We start from the raw sequence: 19,795 nt of genomic DNA, 5'->3' as shown, positions 1-19,795 counted from the left end.
TTCAAAGCGTTTGCGTTCTGGTCTCAGCTTTCACGTTCACGCTTGGCAGCGGAATAAATATCATACATATCCGCATAATCCGGATTGATATCATAATCCGTGGAATTGGACATTTCCTCTTCCAGCGTATCCCACTGAATGGCATCGAGCTCTTCCTTGTTGAACTGTGCCATTACTTTATCCGACCCCATTTGGGTGACTGGGTTGTAGGTGCCTTCAGCAAACGCCACTTTCTTGGAGACATCGGGGCGCTGCACGTAGGCCAGGAAGTCTTCTGACAGTCCGGAAGGATCAGGATTGTTAACGACCGAGGTTAATTCAATCCAGACGATACCGCCTTTTCCATTCATCGGTCCCTTTTTCGGGGTGATGCCACGGATTTGCTTGGCGCCGTCGAAACGTGCCGGAGAAGCGGTGTAGGTGCCGCCCGTGAAGGAAGCATCAATTTCGCCGTTGATCATCGCCAGGTTCATGGCAACCAGATCATCAGTCAACAGCTTGGCGCCATTGAATATTTGCTTACAGACCTTGGCATAGGCCGCGATTTCCGCCTTCGAATGCTTCTTGAAGGGATCGACGCCGGCGGCGATGCACATGTGATAAATGTTCCAGTTATCATACGTGAGGATGCCGTACTTGCCCTTCATCTTGGGATCAAGAAACAAATTAAAGCCCTGATCTTCGCCCATGGAACGCGAGATTTTGTTGGTGTTGACGACGAAGTTGAAGGGGCCGAAACGCTGGGTCATGCCAAGCAATTCCTTGCCGGATTTGTCCATAGCCCAAGAGTAGGGGGGATGAAATGCCGGCATCATATCCTTGTACATGGGCTCGAAACGCTCACGCGAGATCGGTTTGATGAGGCCTTCCGGATACATCATTTCACGAGCCCAGGGATTGTTCAGATTGACCAGATCCCAGACCTTGGTTTCCCCTGCCCGCAACCGGTTGACCGCGTCGGGATCAGATGTCAGGCCTTCAGCACGAACCTTGGCGCCAAATTCACGACGGAAAGGGTCAAGTACATCATCAGAGTTGTAACCTTCCCAACAGTAGATGTTGAGTTCCTTGTCACGGGCAGCGTGGGCGAACTTGGGTAACGTTCCGGCAGCGGCTGCTGCCGCCCAGACACCCGTCTGCTGCATAAAGTTTCGACGATTAATTTTATTTTTGAACATTGTTGTCTCCCTATTTTGTTCTTTTCTGAGTGGTTGCCTGTTTAGAGCTCAATTTAGAACCCCGTTTGCGCCCCTGCCTCTTTTGTTTTTTAAGGCCTTGAAGGCTGCCAAATGGACGGTGCCAGAAAACAAACAACATACAATTATCAAGAATACACTATGCCCACGCTAACTAACCGTCTTGACCCTTGGTAGGCGGTTCTTGACACGAAAAAACGGCCTGTTTGCTGTCATTTAAGACCCATCATTTGTTTTAGTTCTGCGGCAGACATGACATGGCAGTAAATCATATTGATGATTTCCAGTTCCTTGTCATGCAGATCGTTTGATCCCGCTGCGCAACAGTCCTCAATAACAATGACGTTGAAACTTTCATCAGCCAGGCTTCTTACCGTTGATGATACGCACTGATCTGTGAAGATGCCACAACAGATGACATTCTTGATCCCGACATTATTCAGGATCAGCCGTAAATTGGTTCCTGTTAGCGCTGAATCTGTGGTTTTTGTGACACAAATTTCATCGCCCTGCGGCGACAATATATCGACCATTTGCGAGGGTTCATCGTTTTTGGGTAAAAGAAGGTTATTCCATCCGGGCATCTTCTGACTTAAAGACCGATCGCGACCGTCCGTTGTATGACAGGCGATGCGGGCGAACAAACACTCAATGTCGCTGGCGCGGCACAAATCGAGAAGCTCCCGGGTGCGGGGAATGACACTATCGCGCATACGATCATGAAAAGGAGTCCAGGCGTCGTAGCTGCTTTGTTCGTCGGCACTTAAGCCATCACGGTCCGGGCGTTTCAGGTAGGTATTCTGAACATCGATAACAAGCAGCGCGGTTTCTTCAGGCTTAAGCACCAGATCGTCAGGTTCGGGTGCGCCATCATAATAAATAGAACGGTAATCGGTTTTCCAATTCACGGGAACGATCCTTTCAATATCAGTTAATAGCGGGCCGTGAACAGGCCGCGATTTTCATAAACATCGGCTGCTTCTTCAATGAAAGCAGCCAATATGTCCGCCTGAAATTCGGCGCGAAGGCGCTGCGCTGCATTAATCAGTGCTTGCTTGTCAGAGGCCCGACCGGGGCGCAGCATTTCGTACATTTCCATGATCACCGGTTGGGGTATGCGCGCCATTTCCGATGCCCGTTCAAAATTCTGGGCCAGCTCACCCCGCCCTACCGCGCGGGCAATTTCGGCCTGTTGATGCAGGGCCTCAGGGGTGATCCGTAAATCTTCCATGGTCACATCACCGCTGACAACCCCGTCAAGGGTTAAGTCGTCCAGGTGTTTGCCACGCGCGCCCTTGACCAATTCCGAACGTTTTTCGGCAAGGGGATAGTCGGCGGCGGAAAGGGGTTTGCCGGTCATGATGTTTCCTTAGCTAAACGCACGTCTATCAATTCCGGGCTCGCCCCGTCTTCCGTCATTTCGGTTTCAATGGCGTAAGTCAGTGCGACCCGGGCGTGGAAACGCGCACCCAGCGCTTCCCCATGGGTCGGAACGACGATCGGGTCAGGCATATGGCCCCGGGCGTAAATGGCGGCATTACGGCCCATCCCACGGTAGTGCTGCAAAGTCGTGATCGGCGCATTGGAAAACAGTTCCAGATTGTTATGGGGCAGACGCTCTTTATGATGAATGACCGCGGTTCCCTTGGCTTGTAAGCCGATGCCTACGCCAGAGCCCGACAATCCCGCCGCCGTCAGGCCGAGAAATGACGTATCCGCCGTATGACGACAGCGGACAATGCGCATTTGCGCACCTTCGCCTTCGATGCCTGCTTTCAATTCCCCAATAACGTGACTTAGCGGGTGCCCGGCCAAGGTCCTAAAAAGAGCGTTGCCGAAGCCGGGACTTAAGGCGATGACCACTTCAGCTGAGTTCGTTCCGGGCTCTGCCGGTCCCATGGTGTGATAGGAAACCCGTTTGCTTTCGGCCGGTTCGTAAATGGCTTCGGCCCGCAGTACGCTTTCCCGATCCAGAACATCACGAATGGCCGCCAGTTCTTCTCGTCTCTCAGCACTGACCCGGTAACCGGTTCCCGGTCCCTGGTACAGGTTGGGATCGTTGATGGCGCTGATGATCTTGCGATCCCGAACAACGGCTGATGTTTGCAGATAATCACCAGAGACACGCAGCTTGACGAGAAAAAGCAGGTTTTCGGCTTCCTCGATAAATCCTCCCTTGTGCAGCGACTTTATGACATCGACGACAGTGATGGCGCGGTCTTTGATCTGGTCGCTGATGTCGGCGACAGCCCGTGGCAGGTAACTATCGGTATCGTCGGAGCCGGACGCGACGGCGACAGATCGCTTCATGTTTTCATCAGGGGTTGAAAGCCCAAGGTCATCAAATACAAAGGACAGCGCCTCAATGGCCTGGGTGCGCAAAGAAAGGGCAGTCGCTTCTTCGACCGATTTTAAACCTCCGTCAGCTTCAAAATCACGTTGCAGGACAAGAAAATCTTCCAGTTCCTCACCGTTGAAAGAAGACGGGTTAAAGGAATTGTCGTATTTCAGGATGCTGCCGAAACCCGAACAAATCAGGTCTGATCCGGCAATCAGGAACGGCAGGATTTTGGCGCCAACCCGGATTTCCGATTCCGAATGGCGGGCGTCGTTACCCGATGCGCATTCCAGGTCGAGCCACACGGCGAGCAGGTTTTCAGCCATCAATTCGCGGACGCCGCCAACAACAGTGGATGCCAGTGGCGCACCATCGATGCCACCGTTTTGCGTTCCCTGTGATCCCATACCGCGTTGCACGCACAGGCAACGCGCTTCAAGATATAACAACGATTTGGCTTCGTGGAAGCCCATCAACAATTCTGCAGCCGCCCCTGATGTACAGCGCATCTTGATCCCGCGCGAGGCGTAAGCCGCAGCCAGCCAGGTTTTTGACCAGGGCGTGTCGTCGCCGTCAATAAAAGCGCTTTCGGTACCATAGACGGACACGGTCTCGGCGTACGAGGTGAACCCGGCCATACCGATTTCAAGTTCTTCGGCTTCCTCGCTTGAACACTGGAACAAAGTACCGGCGCGGCCGACGGACGAACCCACACAACAGGCCATTGCATTTGACCAGGCGTTACGGGAGACACGCATCGTCGTCTCGATTTCGTCAAACCCAAGGGCAACGGCGATGGCGGCATCGGCGCCCAGTTGCAACGGGTCGTCCTTGGCATTTGTCACATGGGCCTGATTGCCCGGTGTTTGCCGGGCCCGCATTTTTGAATAGGAAAAACTGATTTCCATGGCGTTAAGCTGGGCGACCACTTCGGCGAGCTTCGCCGGGGTCATGCCTCTTGCCAGTCGTGTTAAATCTACACGAGGCACATTCATATCAACCAGCATACGGGCGACGTCGCCCGACGCCATCGCCATGGCTTCTTCTGCAATTTCAAGATCAAGGTGATGTTGAGCGATAAAGGCGTCGATCATGTCGAAGTCTTCAACAGCGACACCGTCCATTGATGTGATTTTTCCATCGACGATGGCGACACCCGGTTCGGGGTCTTTGGCCCCGGCAAAAGCGGCGAAACCGTTTTCAGGATCTTCAACAGCAAACTGATCGAGCCTCAACGGACGCTTGTCCCAGTCGGAGAAACGCTGCCAGCGGTTTGCGTTGTACGAAGGGGAGTCAGTCATCCTGTTGCGCACCCGTTATTTAATAGCGGGTTCAGGTTCGGCTATCGTGCCAGCCTTCGTCAACTCAAAACATCCATAACACACCTACGTGAAAATATTATCAGAAGTGAAAATGGTGCGGATGATCTATTGGAATTAAATGGATGACAATACACCAGGCTGTATTTCTCATTCAGTAATGCTGATTAAATAATGATGAACCCAGGGTAATAATTTTATCTTTAAAATTTGCAAGTACAGGTTCACTTTTAGGGGGTTAAGCAGACGTCATTATAGGATGCTGTTTACTTCTGTTTTTGACCCATTGCCGACATTTATTGGCCGCTTCGGATAATCTCACGGATAAGGTTCCAATAAATCAGCTTTAGTCTCATCCGATCCTCTCTATCATCCATCTTCTCGCCGAATCTTCATTGAAGAAGACGTCGACCTGTAGTTTGAAGTCACTCATTCCGGCCAAGCATTGGAACATACTGGCCGTCAAATCGTGATATTCGTGGGTCGTGAGGGCGGCGAAAACGGCGCTTTTGACACCCTGTCTTTTGAGGATGTCGATGACTCCCTGGAGACCCTCCAGGCTGATTCGATCTTCGACATGCCGGATATCGATAATAATAAAGGCTTCGACGTCCTGGTAAGTTTCCATTACCTCTTCGAAAAAGGCGATCCAGTGCTGGTCGTCAACCACTTCACTGACCGTAACATACAGGCAGGACTTATCTGCCAGTTCCTTCCATTCCCAGTTGAAATGATTTTCTACGGTCATCAACTCGGCCCTCTGATGGCACTTGTCACACCCTGCAAATGATAGAAAATAAACGCGTGACTTCCAACCAAAAACCGATTTTTCTCGGATATACCCGGTGAGTTGATGAATGTCCGAGTTTGGCTAAAAGCTGACTTTTTGGTGGCCACCCGATAATGTCCGTTTTTCTACGGTTAGCGGAAGTAAAAAAAACACAAAATCCAGTTTCCGGAATTTGATGTCCGTTTTCAAGAGGTAAAGCGGACGTTATTTCAGGGTGCTGTTTACTTCCGTTTTTGACCCAAAGCGGACTAAAATCTTTTGTTGAAGTTAATAAGAAATATTTCAAAAACCAGTAATTTTCATGCGGTGATTACATTTTCCAAAACAACAGGTTTGTTCAGTTCGGTTAATCCCACAGAGCCCCCACTGACAAAGCTCTTCAATAAAAAAATTCAATTTTTACAACGCCATTTGGCTGGATGGATACGGAGGCTTGTTTTTCTCCCAGGGTTCCATGCCAGCTTTTGATTGCATAGGTACCCGGTGGCACGTTGTCTATGAAGAACTCGCCATCACCATCGACAATGGCGTAATAAGGATTGCGGGCAACGAAGACAAAGCCACGCATGAAATCATGGGCATCGCACATTATTCTCATGCCAACGCTTCTTTTTAGTTCAATGCGCTTTGTGACGATATCCCCCCTTTGGGGTTGTGAAACGCTGAACGCCGAGAAATTGGCGGGCCCAACCATTTCATAAGTGTGGATGTTGTGGAGGATCGTATCGGAGTTGATAATCTCGATCTCGCCGCCGTTGGCCATCACCGACAAATGCGGAATAAAACGGCAGCCAAGCTGGTTGACGGTAATTTTCTTTGAAGCCGCCCGGAACGGTTTGCCTGATGAGATGTCTTCAAGATAGACAACGGTATTAAGCAATCCGTCGCCACTCGCCTGTACCAGCGGGATGTCCCGGTGCTTGGTTCCGCATATCTTTTGGTCCTTGAAGATTTGCATGCGCTTGACCAATGGAATGGCATTGCCAATATGAACTTTTCCCCGGATGCTGCCAGAGTCAACAGGTTGCTTCAATTCGTAGGCCCTGGCGTCCATTCTTGCGCTAAAGGACATGACGAAAGCCAGCAACAACAAAAGACAAACACCAGTGAACTTCGGGGATGTTGTCTCTTTGGCTGTCCCTAAATCGCGGCGTATGCTTGCGCCCGATCTATTGTCATTGCTGATATTCATTGTACTGTCAGTCTAGAGTAAATGCGTTTCTTGGGTGCCGATGGCACGGTGAGGTTACATGCTAGAGGCATCGAACGTCCAGATGGGGAAGCACGCGAACAGGAAATTTGTGAAGGTTGCTGCATGACATCAGACACCGGAAGAAAATCACTCGGTATTCGCGGTCGCCTGGCGACCTGGTTTGGTCTTGGCGCAGTCGGTGTGCTTCTTATATCTGCGGCTGTCGTTTATGTGACGGGTCTTGTTTCGATTCAGGGCACTCTCGGCCAGACCTATTGCCAAATCGCAAGCCGGGTCTCCGACCAGTTTGAAAACCATTTAACGCAGAAAACTTCCCTGATACGCAATATCGCCATTGACGTGCTGACGGCGGAAGCGGTGATGGAAGGCAACCACCTTTATCGCAACCGTTCCGATGATTGGATCGAAGTACGGCTCAAGCGTCTGGATCGGGAATGGCAGAATTCGGCGAACAGCAAACTGCGCAAGGAATACTTTCACCCACAACTTTCCCAGCGTCTGTCCATTCTGGCCGGCCTTGAAGGCGCCCTGGTCAAGGATTTTTCGGTTTATGATCACCGCGGTGTGCTTATTGGTTCGACGGTCACGACGGGAGACAGGGTTGTCAGGGACCATGCCTGGTACCTAAAGGTCAAATCCAGAGAAGAACACTTTACTTATCTGGACATCGACATTTCCAGCAATCTGTTGAAAGTGGTGATGCCGGTATGGGGCGGCGTCAACATTGCCGGGTTTGTCTACGCTGAACTGGATTTCAAGATTTTTACCCAGGATGTGATGTCGCTGCGTTTCGGCCAGACCGGTGAAGCCATTGCTGTCGATTACGCGGGCGTGCCATTACACGGAGAAGCGCGGCCATTCCTGATCGCCGCCCTATCGAAAAAAAAGCCATCAAATGCTGTTCCCGCCAAGGGTTTGAAGCCCGGTTCCGAACCTTACTGGATTTCCCTACCCACCAGCGATGGCGGTTTGTGGGATCGCCTTGTCTGCGTCGCTCCCATTGCTTCAATTAACGCCCTGAGAGATGTTTTCTCCTTGCCAGGGTGGTCGGTGGTTGTCACGCAATCGCCAGATGAAAGCTACGCAGGGCTAAAGAAATCCCTGGGATCGTTTGCTGTCACCGGTTTTTTTGGTGTTATTCTGGTTGGGTTCGCCGGTGGTTTGTTGGCCTGGACAATGACCCAGCCCTTGCATGATTTACGCAAAGGTGTTCGCCAGTTCGCCCGAGGCGACAGGGATCATCCGGTAAAAATCTCAAGCTCGGATGAAATTGGCGAACTGGCCGAAGAATTTAACCGTATGGCCCGACGGGTCAGTCAGTCGGAAAATGAACTCGCGGCCTTCGCCCAAGCTGTTGAAGGCGCCACCGATGCCATTATTTTGACCAATCCGGAAAGTATAATCTATTACGCCAACCCTTCCTTCGAGAGGATTACCGGTTATTCGACAAACGAGGCCATCGGGCAAAGGCCTGCAATCGTCAAATCGCCCAGGACACGCCCGGAAACCCACCGCAAAATGTGGAAGGCAATTTCGCTTGGGAAACCATGGCGGGGCGAGGTCTGGAACAAGAAAAAAAATGGTGAAATTTATCCAGCCGATCTGACCATCAGCCCGATTCTCGACGAGAGCGGTCATATTGTCTCGTTTTTGGGTATTCAGCGTGACATTACCCTGGCTCGGGCTTATCAGGAGCAACTGGAAAAAGAAGTTGAAGAAAGGTCTCGGGAAATTACCGAGACGCGCTCATTGACTGTCCTTGGCCGCATGGCCAGCATGATCGCCCATGACCTGAGGAATGCTCTCTCAACGATCAAGATGAATTTGCAAATTCTCAACAGAAAGCATTCCAATCCAGGTGACCCGGAGCAGGAACATACACAAATCGGACTCGATCAGGTCCGATATATGGAACAGTTCCTGAGCGATATGTTGAGTTATGCTCGCCCGGAAAAACTGCAATCCGACTGGCATCAACTCGACACGATTATCGAAGACGCCTTGACGGCGGTGTCGCACATCGTCGAGAAATACGCCATTGAAGTCGTATGTAATCTGGATAAGGGCCTGCCGCGCATTTATTGTGACCGCTTCAAGGTTATCGCGGCCTTGAGAAATCTGATCGAAAATGCCATTCACGCGATGTCCGATGGCGGAGTTATGACAATTTCAGGCCAATTACAGGAGCAATCTGCAAATCCGTGGATTACCATAGAAGTTTCAGATGCCGGTTGCGGTATAGAAGAAGACGTCATTGGTGACGTCATGGAACCATTTTTTACGACACGCACCAAAGGCACAGGCTTGGGTTTAGCTATCGTTAAAGGTATCATTGAGCGCCATGGCGGTGAAATATCCCTGGTCTCGCGTGTCGGCATTGGAACGCAGGTTTCGTTCACCCTGCCAACGGCGAAAAGAGATTAATAAGGCTGACGGTGATGACGAGAATACTGGTAATCGACGACGAGCAAGCGAGTTGCAGAACGCTGAAGCTGCACTTTGAAGACCATGGCTTCGATGTCGAAACCGCAAGCGCCGCCGAGGAAGGCCTGGCTTTTATCAAATCTGAATCCTTTGACCTGGTGATCAGCGACATCCGTATGCCCGGACGGGACGGTCTGTCGCTCCTGAAAGAAGTTCACGAAATGGTGCCGGAACTGCCCTTTATCATGATCACGGCTTTTCAGGATCTTGACAGTACGGTGGCCGCAATGCGTGGCGGAGCCGTCGATTACGTGCCCAAGCCGATCGACCTTGAACAGCTGGAGGCCGCCGTCGATAAGGCCATCACCAAGGTTACCAGTCATTCAGGAGACGACATCATCCTTGCCCAGGATGATCGGCACGGGATCATCGTTGGGCGATCACCGGGCATACAATATGTTTTCAAGCTGATCGGAATTGCCTCACAAAACCGCGTAAATGTTCATATTCATGGTGCGCCGGGTACCGGCAAGGAAGCCGTGGCAAGAGCCATCCATAATGCCGGAGCGGCGGCTGATGCTGAAAAACCGTTTGTCGTAGTCAATTGTTCTTCTTCGGACGACACACTCCTGGAAAATGAGCTTTTCGGAATCGTGAATGGGAATGCCGATGGAAACAAACCGGGTAAGATCAATCTGGCCGGTACGGGCACATTGTTTCTAGATGAGATTACTTCGCTGTCTCTCCATCTTCAGGGAAAATTGTTGAAGTTTCTTGAAGACAACGAATACACCCCGACCGGTGTCGTCATGCCGGTGAAAGCCGAATGCCGGTTGATAATGGCTTCCAGTGATGATTTGGCCCAGCAGGTGGCAAGCGGGAAATTTCGTGAAGACCTGTACTACCGGCTTGGCGTATTCAGCATTGCCATTCCGCCGCTCAGTGAGCGCCGAGAAGATATTCCCCTGATTGTCGAGCGGTTGGTTAACAAGATCAACAAGGAAGCAGGCAAGGTCATCAAGCGTGTTGCATCCGATTGCATGGATGTCCTTGTCGCATATGACTGGCCCGGCAACGTGCGCCAACTTGAAAACATACTGATGAAGGCTGTTGTCATCGCTCAGGGGGATTCCCTGAACATTAAGTTCCTGCCAGAGGAAATCGTTAGCGGAAAGAAACTCACACCTCCCTCGGAAGGAAAGACTTCAGGTATGTCGCTCAAGGAACTGGAACGCGATCATATCCGTTCGGTGCTCGTCGCAACGGGTTGGCACAAGGGAAAAGCCTGTAAAATTCTCGGTATAAGCCGGCCCCGGCTGGAACGCCGGATCGGTGAATTCGGTTTCGTTCGTGAAGAGTGATCAACTGTAAATTTTCTTCTCCGTTTTTTCCAAAAACCACGTCCCCGAATCATTCAAACATCCCGGCGGTGTTGAACGAAACGTTCAATTTTTCCTTTTCGCATATTAAAACAATTTGAATTAGCCCATTAAACCGTTGTTTTTCATGTTGGCAGGCTGCGCACATTATACGCAGTCTAAAGTCAATAAAATGAACAATTTAGCGAATTGATCTGGGAAAAAATCACGCTCAAACTCCCCCCCTGATTTGAGGATGTGGGACCATCTTTGCGACGAAGATTATCTAAGGGGCCCACGAATAATGAGGCGTCATCTTATAGCTAGCAAGAGCGCCTTGAACGGGAGGGAAAAGCTAATGTCACCATGCTTTCCAAAATTGATGCGTCTTGGTTGGGCCCAAAATATCGGGCTGGCCTTGGCTGTTTTAGTTTCTTTCACTTTAGTATCGAATAACACCACCGCTCATGAAACCGGGCCGGTTAAGGCGATCGAGGTCGATGCCAAAAAGGCGGCTTTAGGAAAACGACTGTTTTTCGACAAGCGTCTTTCCGGAGACAGTTCACAGAGCTGTGCTACCTGCCACATACCCGAAAAAGGTTTCGCGGACGGCCTGGCACTTTCCAAGGCATACCCGGGTTCGGAAGGGTTCCGCAACACCCCGACCCTGATCAATACGGCTCATAAAGCGGCGTGGTTCCATGACGGACGTCTGGGTACCAACCTTAATGATGTGACCCGTGAATCGATCACTGAAGATTATAAAATGAATATGGATATGCGGATCATGCAGGAACGCGTCAAGCAGGATCCTGTCTATCTGAAAATGTTCAAGGATGCCGGTTACGGCGAACCGTCCAACGGTTCGGTTCGTAAAGCCATTCCCGAATATCTGAAGACCCTTACCTCGCGCGGTGCTCCGTTCGATAAAGGTACGTTGTCTGCCGCCGCCAAGCGTGGCGCAAACGTTTTCCATGCTAAAAAGTGCGATACCTGCCATACCGGCACCCGCTTTACGGATGACAAGCCTCATAATACGGCCGTTCCCAACAACCCGGACATCTGGTTTGATCCCATGCGTCATCATACGTATGTCGCCTTCGGCCTGTTTATGGGTATTGAGAACATCTTCAACATTCGCCGTGACGTCGGTGCACATGTGCGTTCACACAAAACTGACGGTTCCGATATTGGCAAATTCATGACGCCAACACTTCGCGAACTGAAGTACACAGCGCCTTACATGCACAATGGCATGATCAAAACCCTGTCGGATGTTGTCGCTTTCTACAACAAGGGCGGTGGCTCGGATGCCAACAAGGACAAGGCTCTTAAGCCTCTTGGCATGTCAGCAGGCGAACAATCCGATCTGGTTGCCTATCTGGAGTCCCTTAGTGGTGATCCACTGACCAGTGCAGAACATGTGTGGAAAGACAAAATCCCGGCCAACTACACGGCTATCGCGGATTGGGTCAACACCCCGAACTAGGAGCAGGATGATGACAACGTTTATGACAAAAACCACCACCTTCGGGCTGGCCATCGGGGTTGCTGTTGCCGCCCTTGTCGGTCCAGTGCAGGCGGATGTGAATGCGCCTCTGGCTGCCCTCGGGCCGCCACCAATTCCATCCGATAACAAGCAGACGCCGGAAAAAATTGAACTTGGCAAGCTGCTGTTCTTCGACACACGCCTCAGCGGCGATGCGTCGGTGGCGTGTTCAACCTGCCATGAGCCTAAACAAGGCTGGGGATTCTCGGGCGATATTTCCCGCGGTTATCCCGGCACCATACATTGGCGTAACAGCCAGACGGTCGTTAACTCTGCCTACTATGGCAAGTTGTTCTGGGCCGGCTCGGCCAAGTCGCTGGAAGCTCAGGCGCCATCAGCCGCCAAAGGTGGTGTTGCCGGCAATCTGGAAACGGATATCGGCACCGCGCGTCTGGCCTTCATCCCCGAATACCGCAAACGGTTCAAGGATGTGTTCGGCGACGAATATCCGAAGATGAAAAATGCCTGGCGGGCAATGGCATCATTTGAACGCACCCTGGTGCAACGCGATACGCCCTTCGACAAATATATGAACGGCGATAAGTCAGCGTTGTCTGAAGAAGCGGTTCGTGGCAAGGGCCTGTTTGAAGGCAAAGCCAACTGCATCGAATGCCACAACGGTGCCTTGTTCAGCGATCAGAAGTACTACAACCTGGGCGTTCCACGTGCCGAAACCTGGCTTGATAATGGCCTGGCTCAGATCACCTTCCGGTTCGAGAACTATGCCAAGGGTGTAACCCAGAAGATGTATCGCGAAGTCAAGGACGATGCGGGCTTCTACTTCCGCACCAAGCTGGAGCAGGACAAAGGCAAATTCCGTACGCCAAGTCTGCGTTATACGCTCTACACGGCGCCATATATGCACAACGGAACTTTCTTCGATCTGCAAGAGGTTGTTGAGTTCTATAACGAGGGTGGCGGTAAGAACGAGTTTTCGGCCAACAAGACTGATTTGATCAAACCCTTGAATCTTTCCGAGGACGAGATCACAGATCTGGTTGCTTTCCTGGAATCTCTTTCCGGCGACGAGATCAAGATCGCATCGCCGAAACTTCCACCCTACGCACCATTACCTGCTCCGGTCAGATAAGGGGGATATGAAAATGACTAAAACAAAATCTATCGAAACCCATATGAGCGGATCGGATGTTCCGGTAAGCCATGATTTGGCCAACAGCGAAATGGCCAAAAGCGATAAAAAGGGCGGCAAGTGCCTGGTAAACCGGCGCGAGTTCCTGTTGACATCGGGGGCCACTGTTTCGGTCGTCATGCTCAGCGGTTGCGCTGGCGTCGCCGCAAATACACCGGCGATGGTCTCTACCTATCCACGCAAGCTGATCGCCAAGATGAGCGACCTGAAACAGGATGAACCTCTCGACTTTTCATATCCTGACGAAGGCGCTTATTCCGAATCGGTCATCGTCAAGCTTGGCGTAGAGGCCGGTGGCGGCATCGGCGCCGATCGTGACGTCGTCGCTTTCAACAACACTTGCACTCATCAGGGTGGGCCTCTCTCAGGCTCTTACAAGGGCGATACCAAATCCCTTGGTGCCTGTCCGTTGCATCTGTCGACCTACGATCTGACCCGTCACGGGATTCTGATTTCGGGTCAGGCTTATCAAAGTTTGCCGCAGGTCCTGTTGGAGCTTGATGGTGACAACATTTACGCGGTTGGCGTTTTCGGCCTGATCTTCGGCCGTCACGACAACTTGCAGGGTTAGGGAGGAACATAAATTGTCAACACCATATTACATCCCCAAGACCGACGTCCCGCTTCCGCCAAAAAATGCGGAAGTCCTGACCACGGCATGTGACTATTGCATTGTTGCCTGCGGCTACAAGGTTTACCGCTGGCCCACCACCGTTGAAGATGGTGGACCGACAGCTGATCAGAACGCCTTCGGGGAAGATTTCCCCGTATCGCCGCTAGGATCATGGGTCGCCCCCACTCAACACAATGTCGTCATGCACGATGAAAAACCGCACAACGTTGTGATCCTGCCTGACAAGGATACCAATGCCGTCAACGTCAATGGCGATTCGTCGATCCGTGGCGGTTGTATTGCGGAAAAATGCTACAATCCGCAAACACCAACCCGTGATCGCCTGAAATCTCCCTTGATGAGAATTTATGGTATTTTGCAACCGGTGAGTTGGGACTTCGCCCTTGACGTCGCCGCCCAGGTGGGTCGCCACGTGATCGCCAAACACGGCGACAACGCTTACGGTGTTAAAACATACTCGTATCAATATATCGAGAATACGTACGCCATTACCAAGTATGCGTTGCGTCACATCAACACGGCCAATTTCACGTTCCACGACACGCCCTCGGACGTGTCATCGACGCCCGGCTTCCGAGACGCCGGCTTCGACAACTTTGGCCCGGCCTATCAGGATTGGCACGATGCCGACACGCTATTGATGTGTGGTACGGATCCTTACGAGACCAAAACCATTTTGTGGACTCAATGGATCATGCCAGCCATCCAGGGCGGCCAGAAGGCCATCATGATGGGACCGCGCCGCACTGCCGGTGTTGCTTACGCCGAGAAAAATGGCGGCTTGTGGCTAGACGTTCTTCCCGGAACTGACTTGCTGGTTGTCAATGCGATGGCGCGTATTATCGCAGAAAATAACTGGCAAGACGCTGACTGGATCAAGAACTGGGTCAACGACAAGTGGGGATCCAGTTCAGGCTTTGGCCAGGGAACGCGTAATACCCCCTGGCAGTGGCGCACCACCTGGGGCAAGTTCCAGACCGGTGGCTACGAGGATTGGAAGAAGTGGCTTCTTTCCCAGAAAGAATTCACGGTCGAAAATGCATCCAAGGTCTCGGGCGTTGACGCCGACAAGATCCGCACGGCAGCCGAATGGCTTGCCAAGCCGGTCAACGGCAAACGGCCTAAAACCTCGATCATGATTGAGAAAGGCTTCTATTGGTCCAATAACGTTGGCAACACCCAGGCTATTTCCGCCCTCGGCATCATCTGTGGTGCTGGCGGTCGTCCGGGTCAGATGATCGGACGGGCCGGTGGCCATCAACGCGGTGGTCAGCGCGGCGGTAAGTATCCGCGTGCCAAATCACCCTTGAAGGTGCCGGGTCGTCGTAAACGCGCCCTGGATACCGATACCTGGACAATTTCGGGACACACCCGTTTTGCCCACGTCATTGGCACCACCTGGATCCAGTCAATGTGTGGATCGCAGCAACTGGCCAAGCGTTTCAGGGAACTGGTCTCGGCCAATCCGCATCAGGTTCGCTCGTATGACAAGAAGGATATCGTCGATACCCTGAAAAAACGGGCCGATTCCGGTGGCATGGTGGTGATCAATCAGGACATTTATCTGGTTGACCCGATCGGTGCCCAATTCGCCGACATCGTCTTCCCTGCCGCTACCTGGGGTGAAGAAGACTTCATGCGCGCCAACGGCGAAAGACGCCTGCGGCTGTACAGCAAGTTTTATGATGCACCGGGTGATGCAAAACCCGACTGGTGGATCATTGCCCAACTTGCCCAACGCATGGGTTATGACGGCTTCGACTGGAAGAATTCCAACGAAGTTGCCGAAGAGTCCGCCCGCTTCTCGCGCGGCAGCCGCAAGGACTTCAACATGGTCAAGGTGGCAGCCCATCGTGAGGGCAAGACCCTGCATGAAAAAATGCGGGAACTTGGAACCGATGGCATTCAGGGTCCGGTCACCATGGAAGAGGATGGCACTCTCGTCGGTTCCGTCAGGCTTCATGACACGACCCGGAAGCTGTCGGCGACAGGTGCCCAGGCTGGCAACGTCTTCAACAAGAAACTGACGCATTTCAACAGTCAGACCGGACGTTGCAACATTCAGAAGTCGCCATGGTCGCTGTTCTCGGACTATTGGGAATGGCTAAGCCCCAAAGGTGACGAATTGTGGTGCACCTCTGGACGGACAAACGAACGTTGGCAGTCTGGCTTCGATGACGACCGGCGTCCGTATATCCATCAACGCTGGCCCGACAACTATGTCGAAATCAGTCCTGCCGATGCCAAAGCTCGCGGCATCGAAAGTGGCGACCTTCTGATGGTCTACTCGAACCGGGTACCGGGATTGAAAGAATCCACCCTTGGTATCGAAGGCAGTGACTATTCGTTCTCCGGTCAAATGAAGAACGATAATGTCGTCCTGACAAAAGCAGCCGTAACAGGTGTCGCGATTGTCACCCGCCATATCAAGCCGGGTGTCATGTTCATGGACTTCCTGCATAAGTCACAGCCTGCGAACGCCCTTGAAGGTCGTATCGTCGACTGGATCAGCGGTAACTACAACTACAAGATGGGTGTGGCGAAAGTGAAGAAGATCGGAGAGTCCAAATACAAACGGACCTTCCGAACAATGTCCTTCGCACCGCGCGACATTATCTGATCTCTCCTGCGTGGGCGTGGTCCGGGATTAATTTCCCGGGCCACGTTTTCGGATTTTTTTTCGATACAAATGTAAACATCGAATAGAAGGCGATAATGGAAGCTGGGGTGAAAATAGAAACAAAAAATACTGAAATACCACCAATGCCAAACTCCAATGCAACTGATGATGGCAATGTTTGCAATATTCTTTGCGAAGTGCTGCTTGGGGGTATCGATATCCATCGTACTGTCGCCGCCCAGGCGTTAGGAAAAATCGGTGGTGAAAAAGCCGTAGATGCCTTGATAAAGGCGCTTTTGGACGAGGACGAGGATGTCCGCACGGATGCCGCAACCGCATTGGCCGGATTTGCCGACCCGAAAGCGAATAAACAACTTCTTGAAAACTTGATCGGAGATCCCTGCCCGGAAGTAAAACTGGCGGCCATGACGGCGCTTGCTGCTTCCCGAAACGACGAAGTCATACCGTGGCTGCTGCGCATTCTGGCCGGTCGTGACGAAGACATCGTCTGGGATGAAGAGGAATTCTTCGCAACCGGATGGGACGATTGGCTTGACATGCAGCTAAAGGCTATGGAGGGACTAGCCAACCTTGGAGTAGATGACGCGATTCCGGGTATCGTTGCGGCGATAAACGACGATGAAGCGCTCGACATTACAGATACCGCTATGAAAGCCCTGGCCCGGATCGGCTCCTCGGGCGTAAGCGCCCTTGCCACGTACCTTGAAAATAGTGACACGCGGCTGCGCCGCCACGCGGCTTCGGTGATATCCGGGTGTGAGGGACCGGGGGTCATGGACGCCGTGCAATTGGCAATCATAGATCCATCAAGTGAAGTGCGTCTCGCTGCGGCCAGGGGCCTGGCCGAAAAAAATCCAGCGGACGAACGTCTTGTCGCCTTGCTTCTTGATGAGGAACCACAGGTCCGTGCTGAAACGGTGCGTCTGTGCGGAGCCCACCACGAAAGCCGACTGGATCTGTTGCTTGATGACAAGAACCCGGAAGTCCGGTTGGCGGTGCTCGAATTGCTGACCGAACATCCTGAATTGACCAATACCCCGATGCTCGATGATCGGTTGTGCGAACTGATGAGTTCCCCATCCACTGTCATCGCGTCTGCCGCCGCGACTGCTTTTGCAGCCGTCAATCCCAAGAAAGCGACATCGGAACTGGCCAGCATGTTGGCTGATGAAGAAATTTCATCAGAAGTCCAGCGCGGCGCCATTCGCGGCCTGCAGATGGTCGGCGGGGATGAAGCCCTGCAAGGCCTAGCAGGAATCCTGACATGCACGGACAGGCAGGTTCGTCTCGAGGCGATGTCGGCAATTGCAGAATTGGCCGCCCAGGACGATTGGCCCAATGCAGCGGGCGAGACTCTTCTTGCGGCCGTTTCCGGCGAGCTTGTTCCCGTGCCTGAAGTGGAACCTGAAACAGATGATGCAGAAGAGGCTGTCAGCAGCAAGCCAGAGGAAAATGCAGAGGAAGTCGATGAAGACGTTGCCGGGGAACCGGAAGAAGAAATTCCAACTTCGACTCTTGATTCAATCCTTGGCGGGTTCAAATCCCAAGAGGTCGTTTCTCCCCCCGATGATGTCGAGTTGACGCCAGAAGACATTGAATTTTTGAGTCTGACAGGGGCTGGTAAAAAGGGTCGACGGACGATCCCGGTCGTTCCTGATGTTGTTTTGCACGAAGATGTGCGCCTGTTCGCGGCGCGATTGCTTGGCAATTTTTCGCAACCCGACGTAACCCTCGCCCTGCTTGATCCATTGTTAAACGGCGACAAAGACCTTCGGCAAACGAGCATCGATTCCCTGGCCCATATTGCCGGTGATGTATCTGAGATGCCGCTTGAAGTCCTTGATGCCCTGCAAGCCGAGGCGAAATCCGATAACCGGGACATCCGCCACCAGGCCGTACGTGCCTTGGGAGGAACCAACACGGCCTCTGTGGTGATGGTCCTGATTAACTGTCTTGATGATGAGGATAGCTTCGTGCGTAGCGAAGCCATTCGCTCTCTCGGGCGTCTGGGCGAGGCCGGGGCTGGCGTTGGCAGACTGTTGGCGGATCCGGATTCCTCTGTCCGGCTTGCCGCCGCGCAGGCCTTAGCCGATACAGCGGCCCCCGGGGTTATCGAAACCCTGGTGGAATTTTCATATGCCCACGAGGGCTATCACGGTCGCCATGCCGCACGGATGCTTAAGGGCATCGACCGGCAAGCCGCCAGCGCCTTGTTTATCGAGACGCTTCATGATGAACAGAGCAAACGGTTCTGGAAAGTGGCGATCGAAGCGCTTGAGGAACTGAATGGAAGTCAAAATTCCAGCGCGGCGCCGGTTGTCGCGTAAATGACAAGGATTGAAGGAAGAAAGGATTTATCTCCCATGAAAACAAACGTAATACGCAAGGGCTTCGCCGCTGCCATCGCCTTGATGATGTTGGCCCCACTGGCCGCAGAAGCCGCCAAGAATAAATACAAGGTCATCGCCGTCACTGGTGGTGCAACGGTTACCGGCAAGGTGATGTTTGAAGGCGCTTTGCCGGCTGATGCTACCGAACAAATCCTTATCACCAAGGATCAGACAGTTTGTGGTGATGGAGATCGCGAAGTCATCTGGGTTGATGTCAAGGACGGGGCATTGCGCGGCTCATTCGTGTTCCTGGACAAAATCAAGGAAGGCAAGGATTGGGGAACCCCGACCGATGGGGTTTATCTGATTAATCAGAAGGGATGCCGATTCCATCCCTGGGCCCAGGTCATCAAACCCGGCCCGATTACCATTCGTAACAGCGACCCTGGCGTGCTGCACAACATCAATACCCGCGAGATGATCGGCGTCGAAAAAGGCCGCGTCGTCAAGAAGGGCATCTTCAACTTCGGCCAGCCTGATCCGGGTGACCTGGTGCAGGATCTGAAAACCAGGCGTGGACCCTACATCGGCATTAACTGCGAAGCCCATAACTTCATGTTCGGCTTCATGATGGCACCTTCCCATCCCTACGCAGTCGTTGTCGGCGAAGATGGTTCGTACTCTCTGGACGGCATTCCTGCCGGCAAATACACCCTGAAGGCATGGCATCCGCGATATGGCGTGCAAAAAGCCAAAATCACGGTTGAGGCGGGTGGTTCGCTTGAACAAAGCTTTACCTTCAAAGATGACGGCTGAAAACGTCATGGCAAGAATTGTGCGAAGCGAATAGAGC

The 19,795-nt window shown here is 52.4% G+C and carries 14 protein-coding genes; 8 read left to right on the top strand and 6 right to left on the bottom strand.

The window, feature by feature from the left end; genetic code table 11:
- Nucleotides 1-23: 23 nt before the first annotated feature.
- The 6 genes from HOL66_12905 to HOL66_12880 form a co-directional block, all read right to left on the bottom strand.
- Nucleotides 24-1,178 carry an extracellular solute-binding protein gene (locus tag HOL66_12905; GenBank protein MBT5245131.1) on the bottom strand — a complete coding sequence of 385 codons (1,155 nt, stop codon included), beginning with the start codon at nucleotides 1,176-1,178 and terminating at the stop codon, nucleotides 24-26.
- A gap of 230 nt (nucleotides 1,179-1,408) precedes the next feature.
- Entirely contained in the window at nucleotides 1,409-2,104 is a 696-nt protein-coding gene (locus HOL66_12900; GenBank protein MBT5245130.1) for a cysteine hydrolase, read from the bottom strand.
- Between the two features lie 23 nt (nucleotides 2,105-2,127).
- A complete protein-coding gene (locus tag HOL66_12895) occupies nucleotides 2,128-2,556 on the bottom strand; it encodes a glycerol dehydratase (GenBank protein ID MBT5245129.1) in 429 nt (142 codons plus the stop codon).
- Nucleotides 2,553-4,835: a propanediol/glycerol family dehydratase large subunit gene (locus HOL66_12890; GenBank protein MBT5245128.1), complete on the bottom strand. Its 2,283-nt coding sequence runs from the start codon at nucleotides 4,833-4,835 to the stop codon at nucleotides 2,553-2,555. Before HOL66_12890 ends, HOL66_12895 begins: the two co-directional genes overlap by 4 nt.
- Before the next feature lie 370 nt (nucleotides 4,836-5,205).
- Nucleotides 5,206-5,601, bottom strand: a complete 396-nt coding sequence (locus HOL66_12885) for a hypothetical protein (protein MBT5245127.1) — start codon at nucleotides 5,599-5,601, stop codon at nucleotides 5,206-5,208.
- 421 nt (nucleotides 5,602-6,022) lie between these two features.
- Nucleotides 6,023-6,835, bottom strand: a complete 813-nt coding sequence (locus HOL66_12880; protein ID MBT5245126.1) for a hypothetical protein — start codon at nucleotides 6,833-6,835, stop codon at nucleotides 6,023-6,025.
- 21 nt (nucleotides 6,836-6,856) lie between these two features.
- Between HOL66_12880 and HOL66_12875 the strand changes: the two genes are divergently transcribed.
- The 8 genes from HOL66_12875 (at nucleotide 6,857) to HOL66_12840 (ending at nucleotide 19,758) form a co-directional block, all read left to right on the top strand.
- Nucleotides 6,857-9,280 carry a PAS domain S-box protein gene (locus tag HOL66_12875; protein ID MBT5245125.1) on the top strand — a complete coding sequence of 808 codons (2,424 nt, stop codon included), beginning with the start codon at nucleotides 6,857-6,859 and terminating at the stop codon, nucleotides 9,278-9,280.
- 14 nt (nucleotides 9,281-9,294) lie between these two features.
- On the top strand, nucleotides 9,295-10,641 hold the full coding sequence (locus HOL66_12870) for a sigma-54-dependent Fis family transcriptional regulator (GenBank protein MBT5245124.1): 1,347 nt from the start codon (nucleotides 9,295-9,297) through the stop codon (nucleotides 10,639-10,641).
- A gap of 379 nt (nucleotides 10,642-11,020) precedes the next feature.
- Nucleotides 11,021-12,127 (top strand): c-type cytochrome, encoded by a 1,107-nt coding sequence (locus HOL66_12865; GenBank protein MBT5245123.1) that lies wholly within the window; start codon nucleotides 11,021-11,023, stop codon nucleotides 12,125-12,127.
- A 10-nt stretch (nucleotides 12,128-12,137) separates the two neighbouring features.
- Entirely contained in the window at nucleotides 12,138-13,277 is a 1,140-nt protein-coding gene (locus HOL66_12860) for a cytochrome-c peroxidase (protein MBT5245122.1), read from the top strand.
- A gap of 43 nt (nucleotides 13,278-13,320) precedes the next feature.
- The gene (locus HOL66_12855) at nucleotides 13,321-13,908 is read left to right on the top strand and encodes an arsenate reductase (azurin) small subunit (GenBank protein MBT5245121.1); all 588 of its coding nucleotides are present in this window, start codon (nucleotides 13,321-13,323) and stop codon (nucleotides 13,906-13,908) included.
- A gap of 13 nt (nucleotides 13,909-13,921) precedes the next feature.
- Nucleotides 13,922-16,591 carry an arsenate reductase (azurin) large subunit gene (locus HOL66_12850; GenBank protein ID MBT5245120.1) on the top strand — a complete coding sequence of 890 codons (2,670 nt, stop codon included), beginning with the start codon at nucleotides 13,922-13,924 and terminating at the stop codon, nucleotides 16,589-16,591.
- Between the two features lie 95 nt (nucleotides 16,592-16,686).
- Nucleotides 16,687-18,939 carry a HEAT repeat domain-containing protein gene (locus HOL66_12845; protein MBT5245119.1) on the top strand — a complete coding sequence of 751 codons (2,253 nt, stop codon included), beginning with the start codon at nucleotides 16,687-16,689 and terminating at the stop codon, nucleotides 18,937-18,939.
- Nucleotides 18,940-18,975: 36 nt separating this feature from the next.
- On the top strand, nucleotides 18,976-19,758 hold the full coding sequence (locus HOL66_12840; protein ID MBT5245118.1) for a carboxypeptidase regulatory-like domain-containing protein: 783 nt from the start codon (nucleotides 18,976-18,978) through the stop codon (nucleotides 19,756-19,758).
- Nucleotides 19,759-19,795 lie beyond the last annotated feature (37 nt).

The organism is Rhodospirillaceae bacterium (assembly GCA_018662005.1).
Lineage (GTDB): Bacteria > Pseudomonadota > Alphaproteobacteria > Rhodospirillales > JABHCV01 > JACNJU01.
Note: the sequence above shows the minus strand (reverse complement) of the source record. Positions and strands in the feature narration are given on the sequence as shown.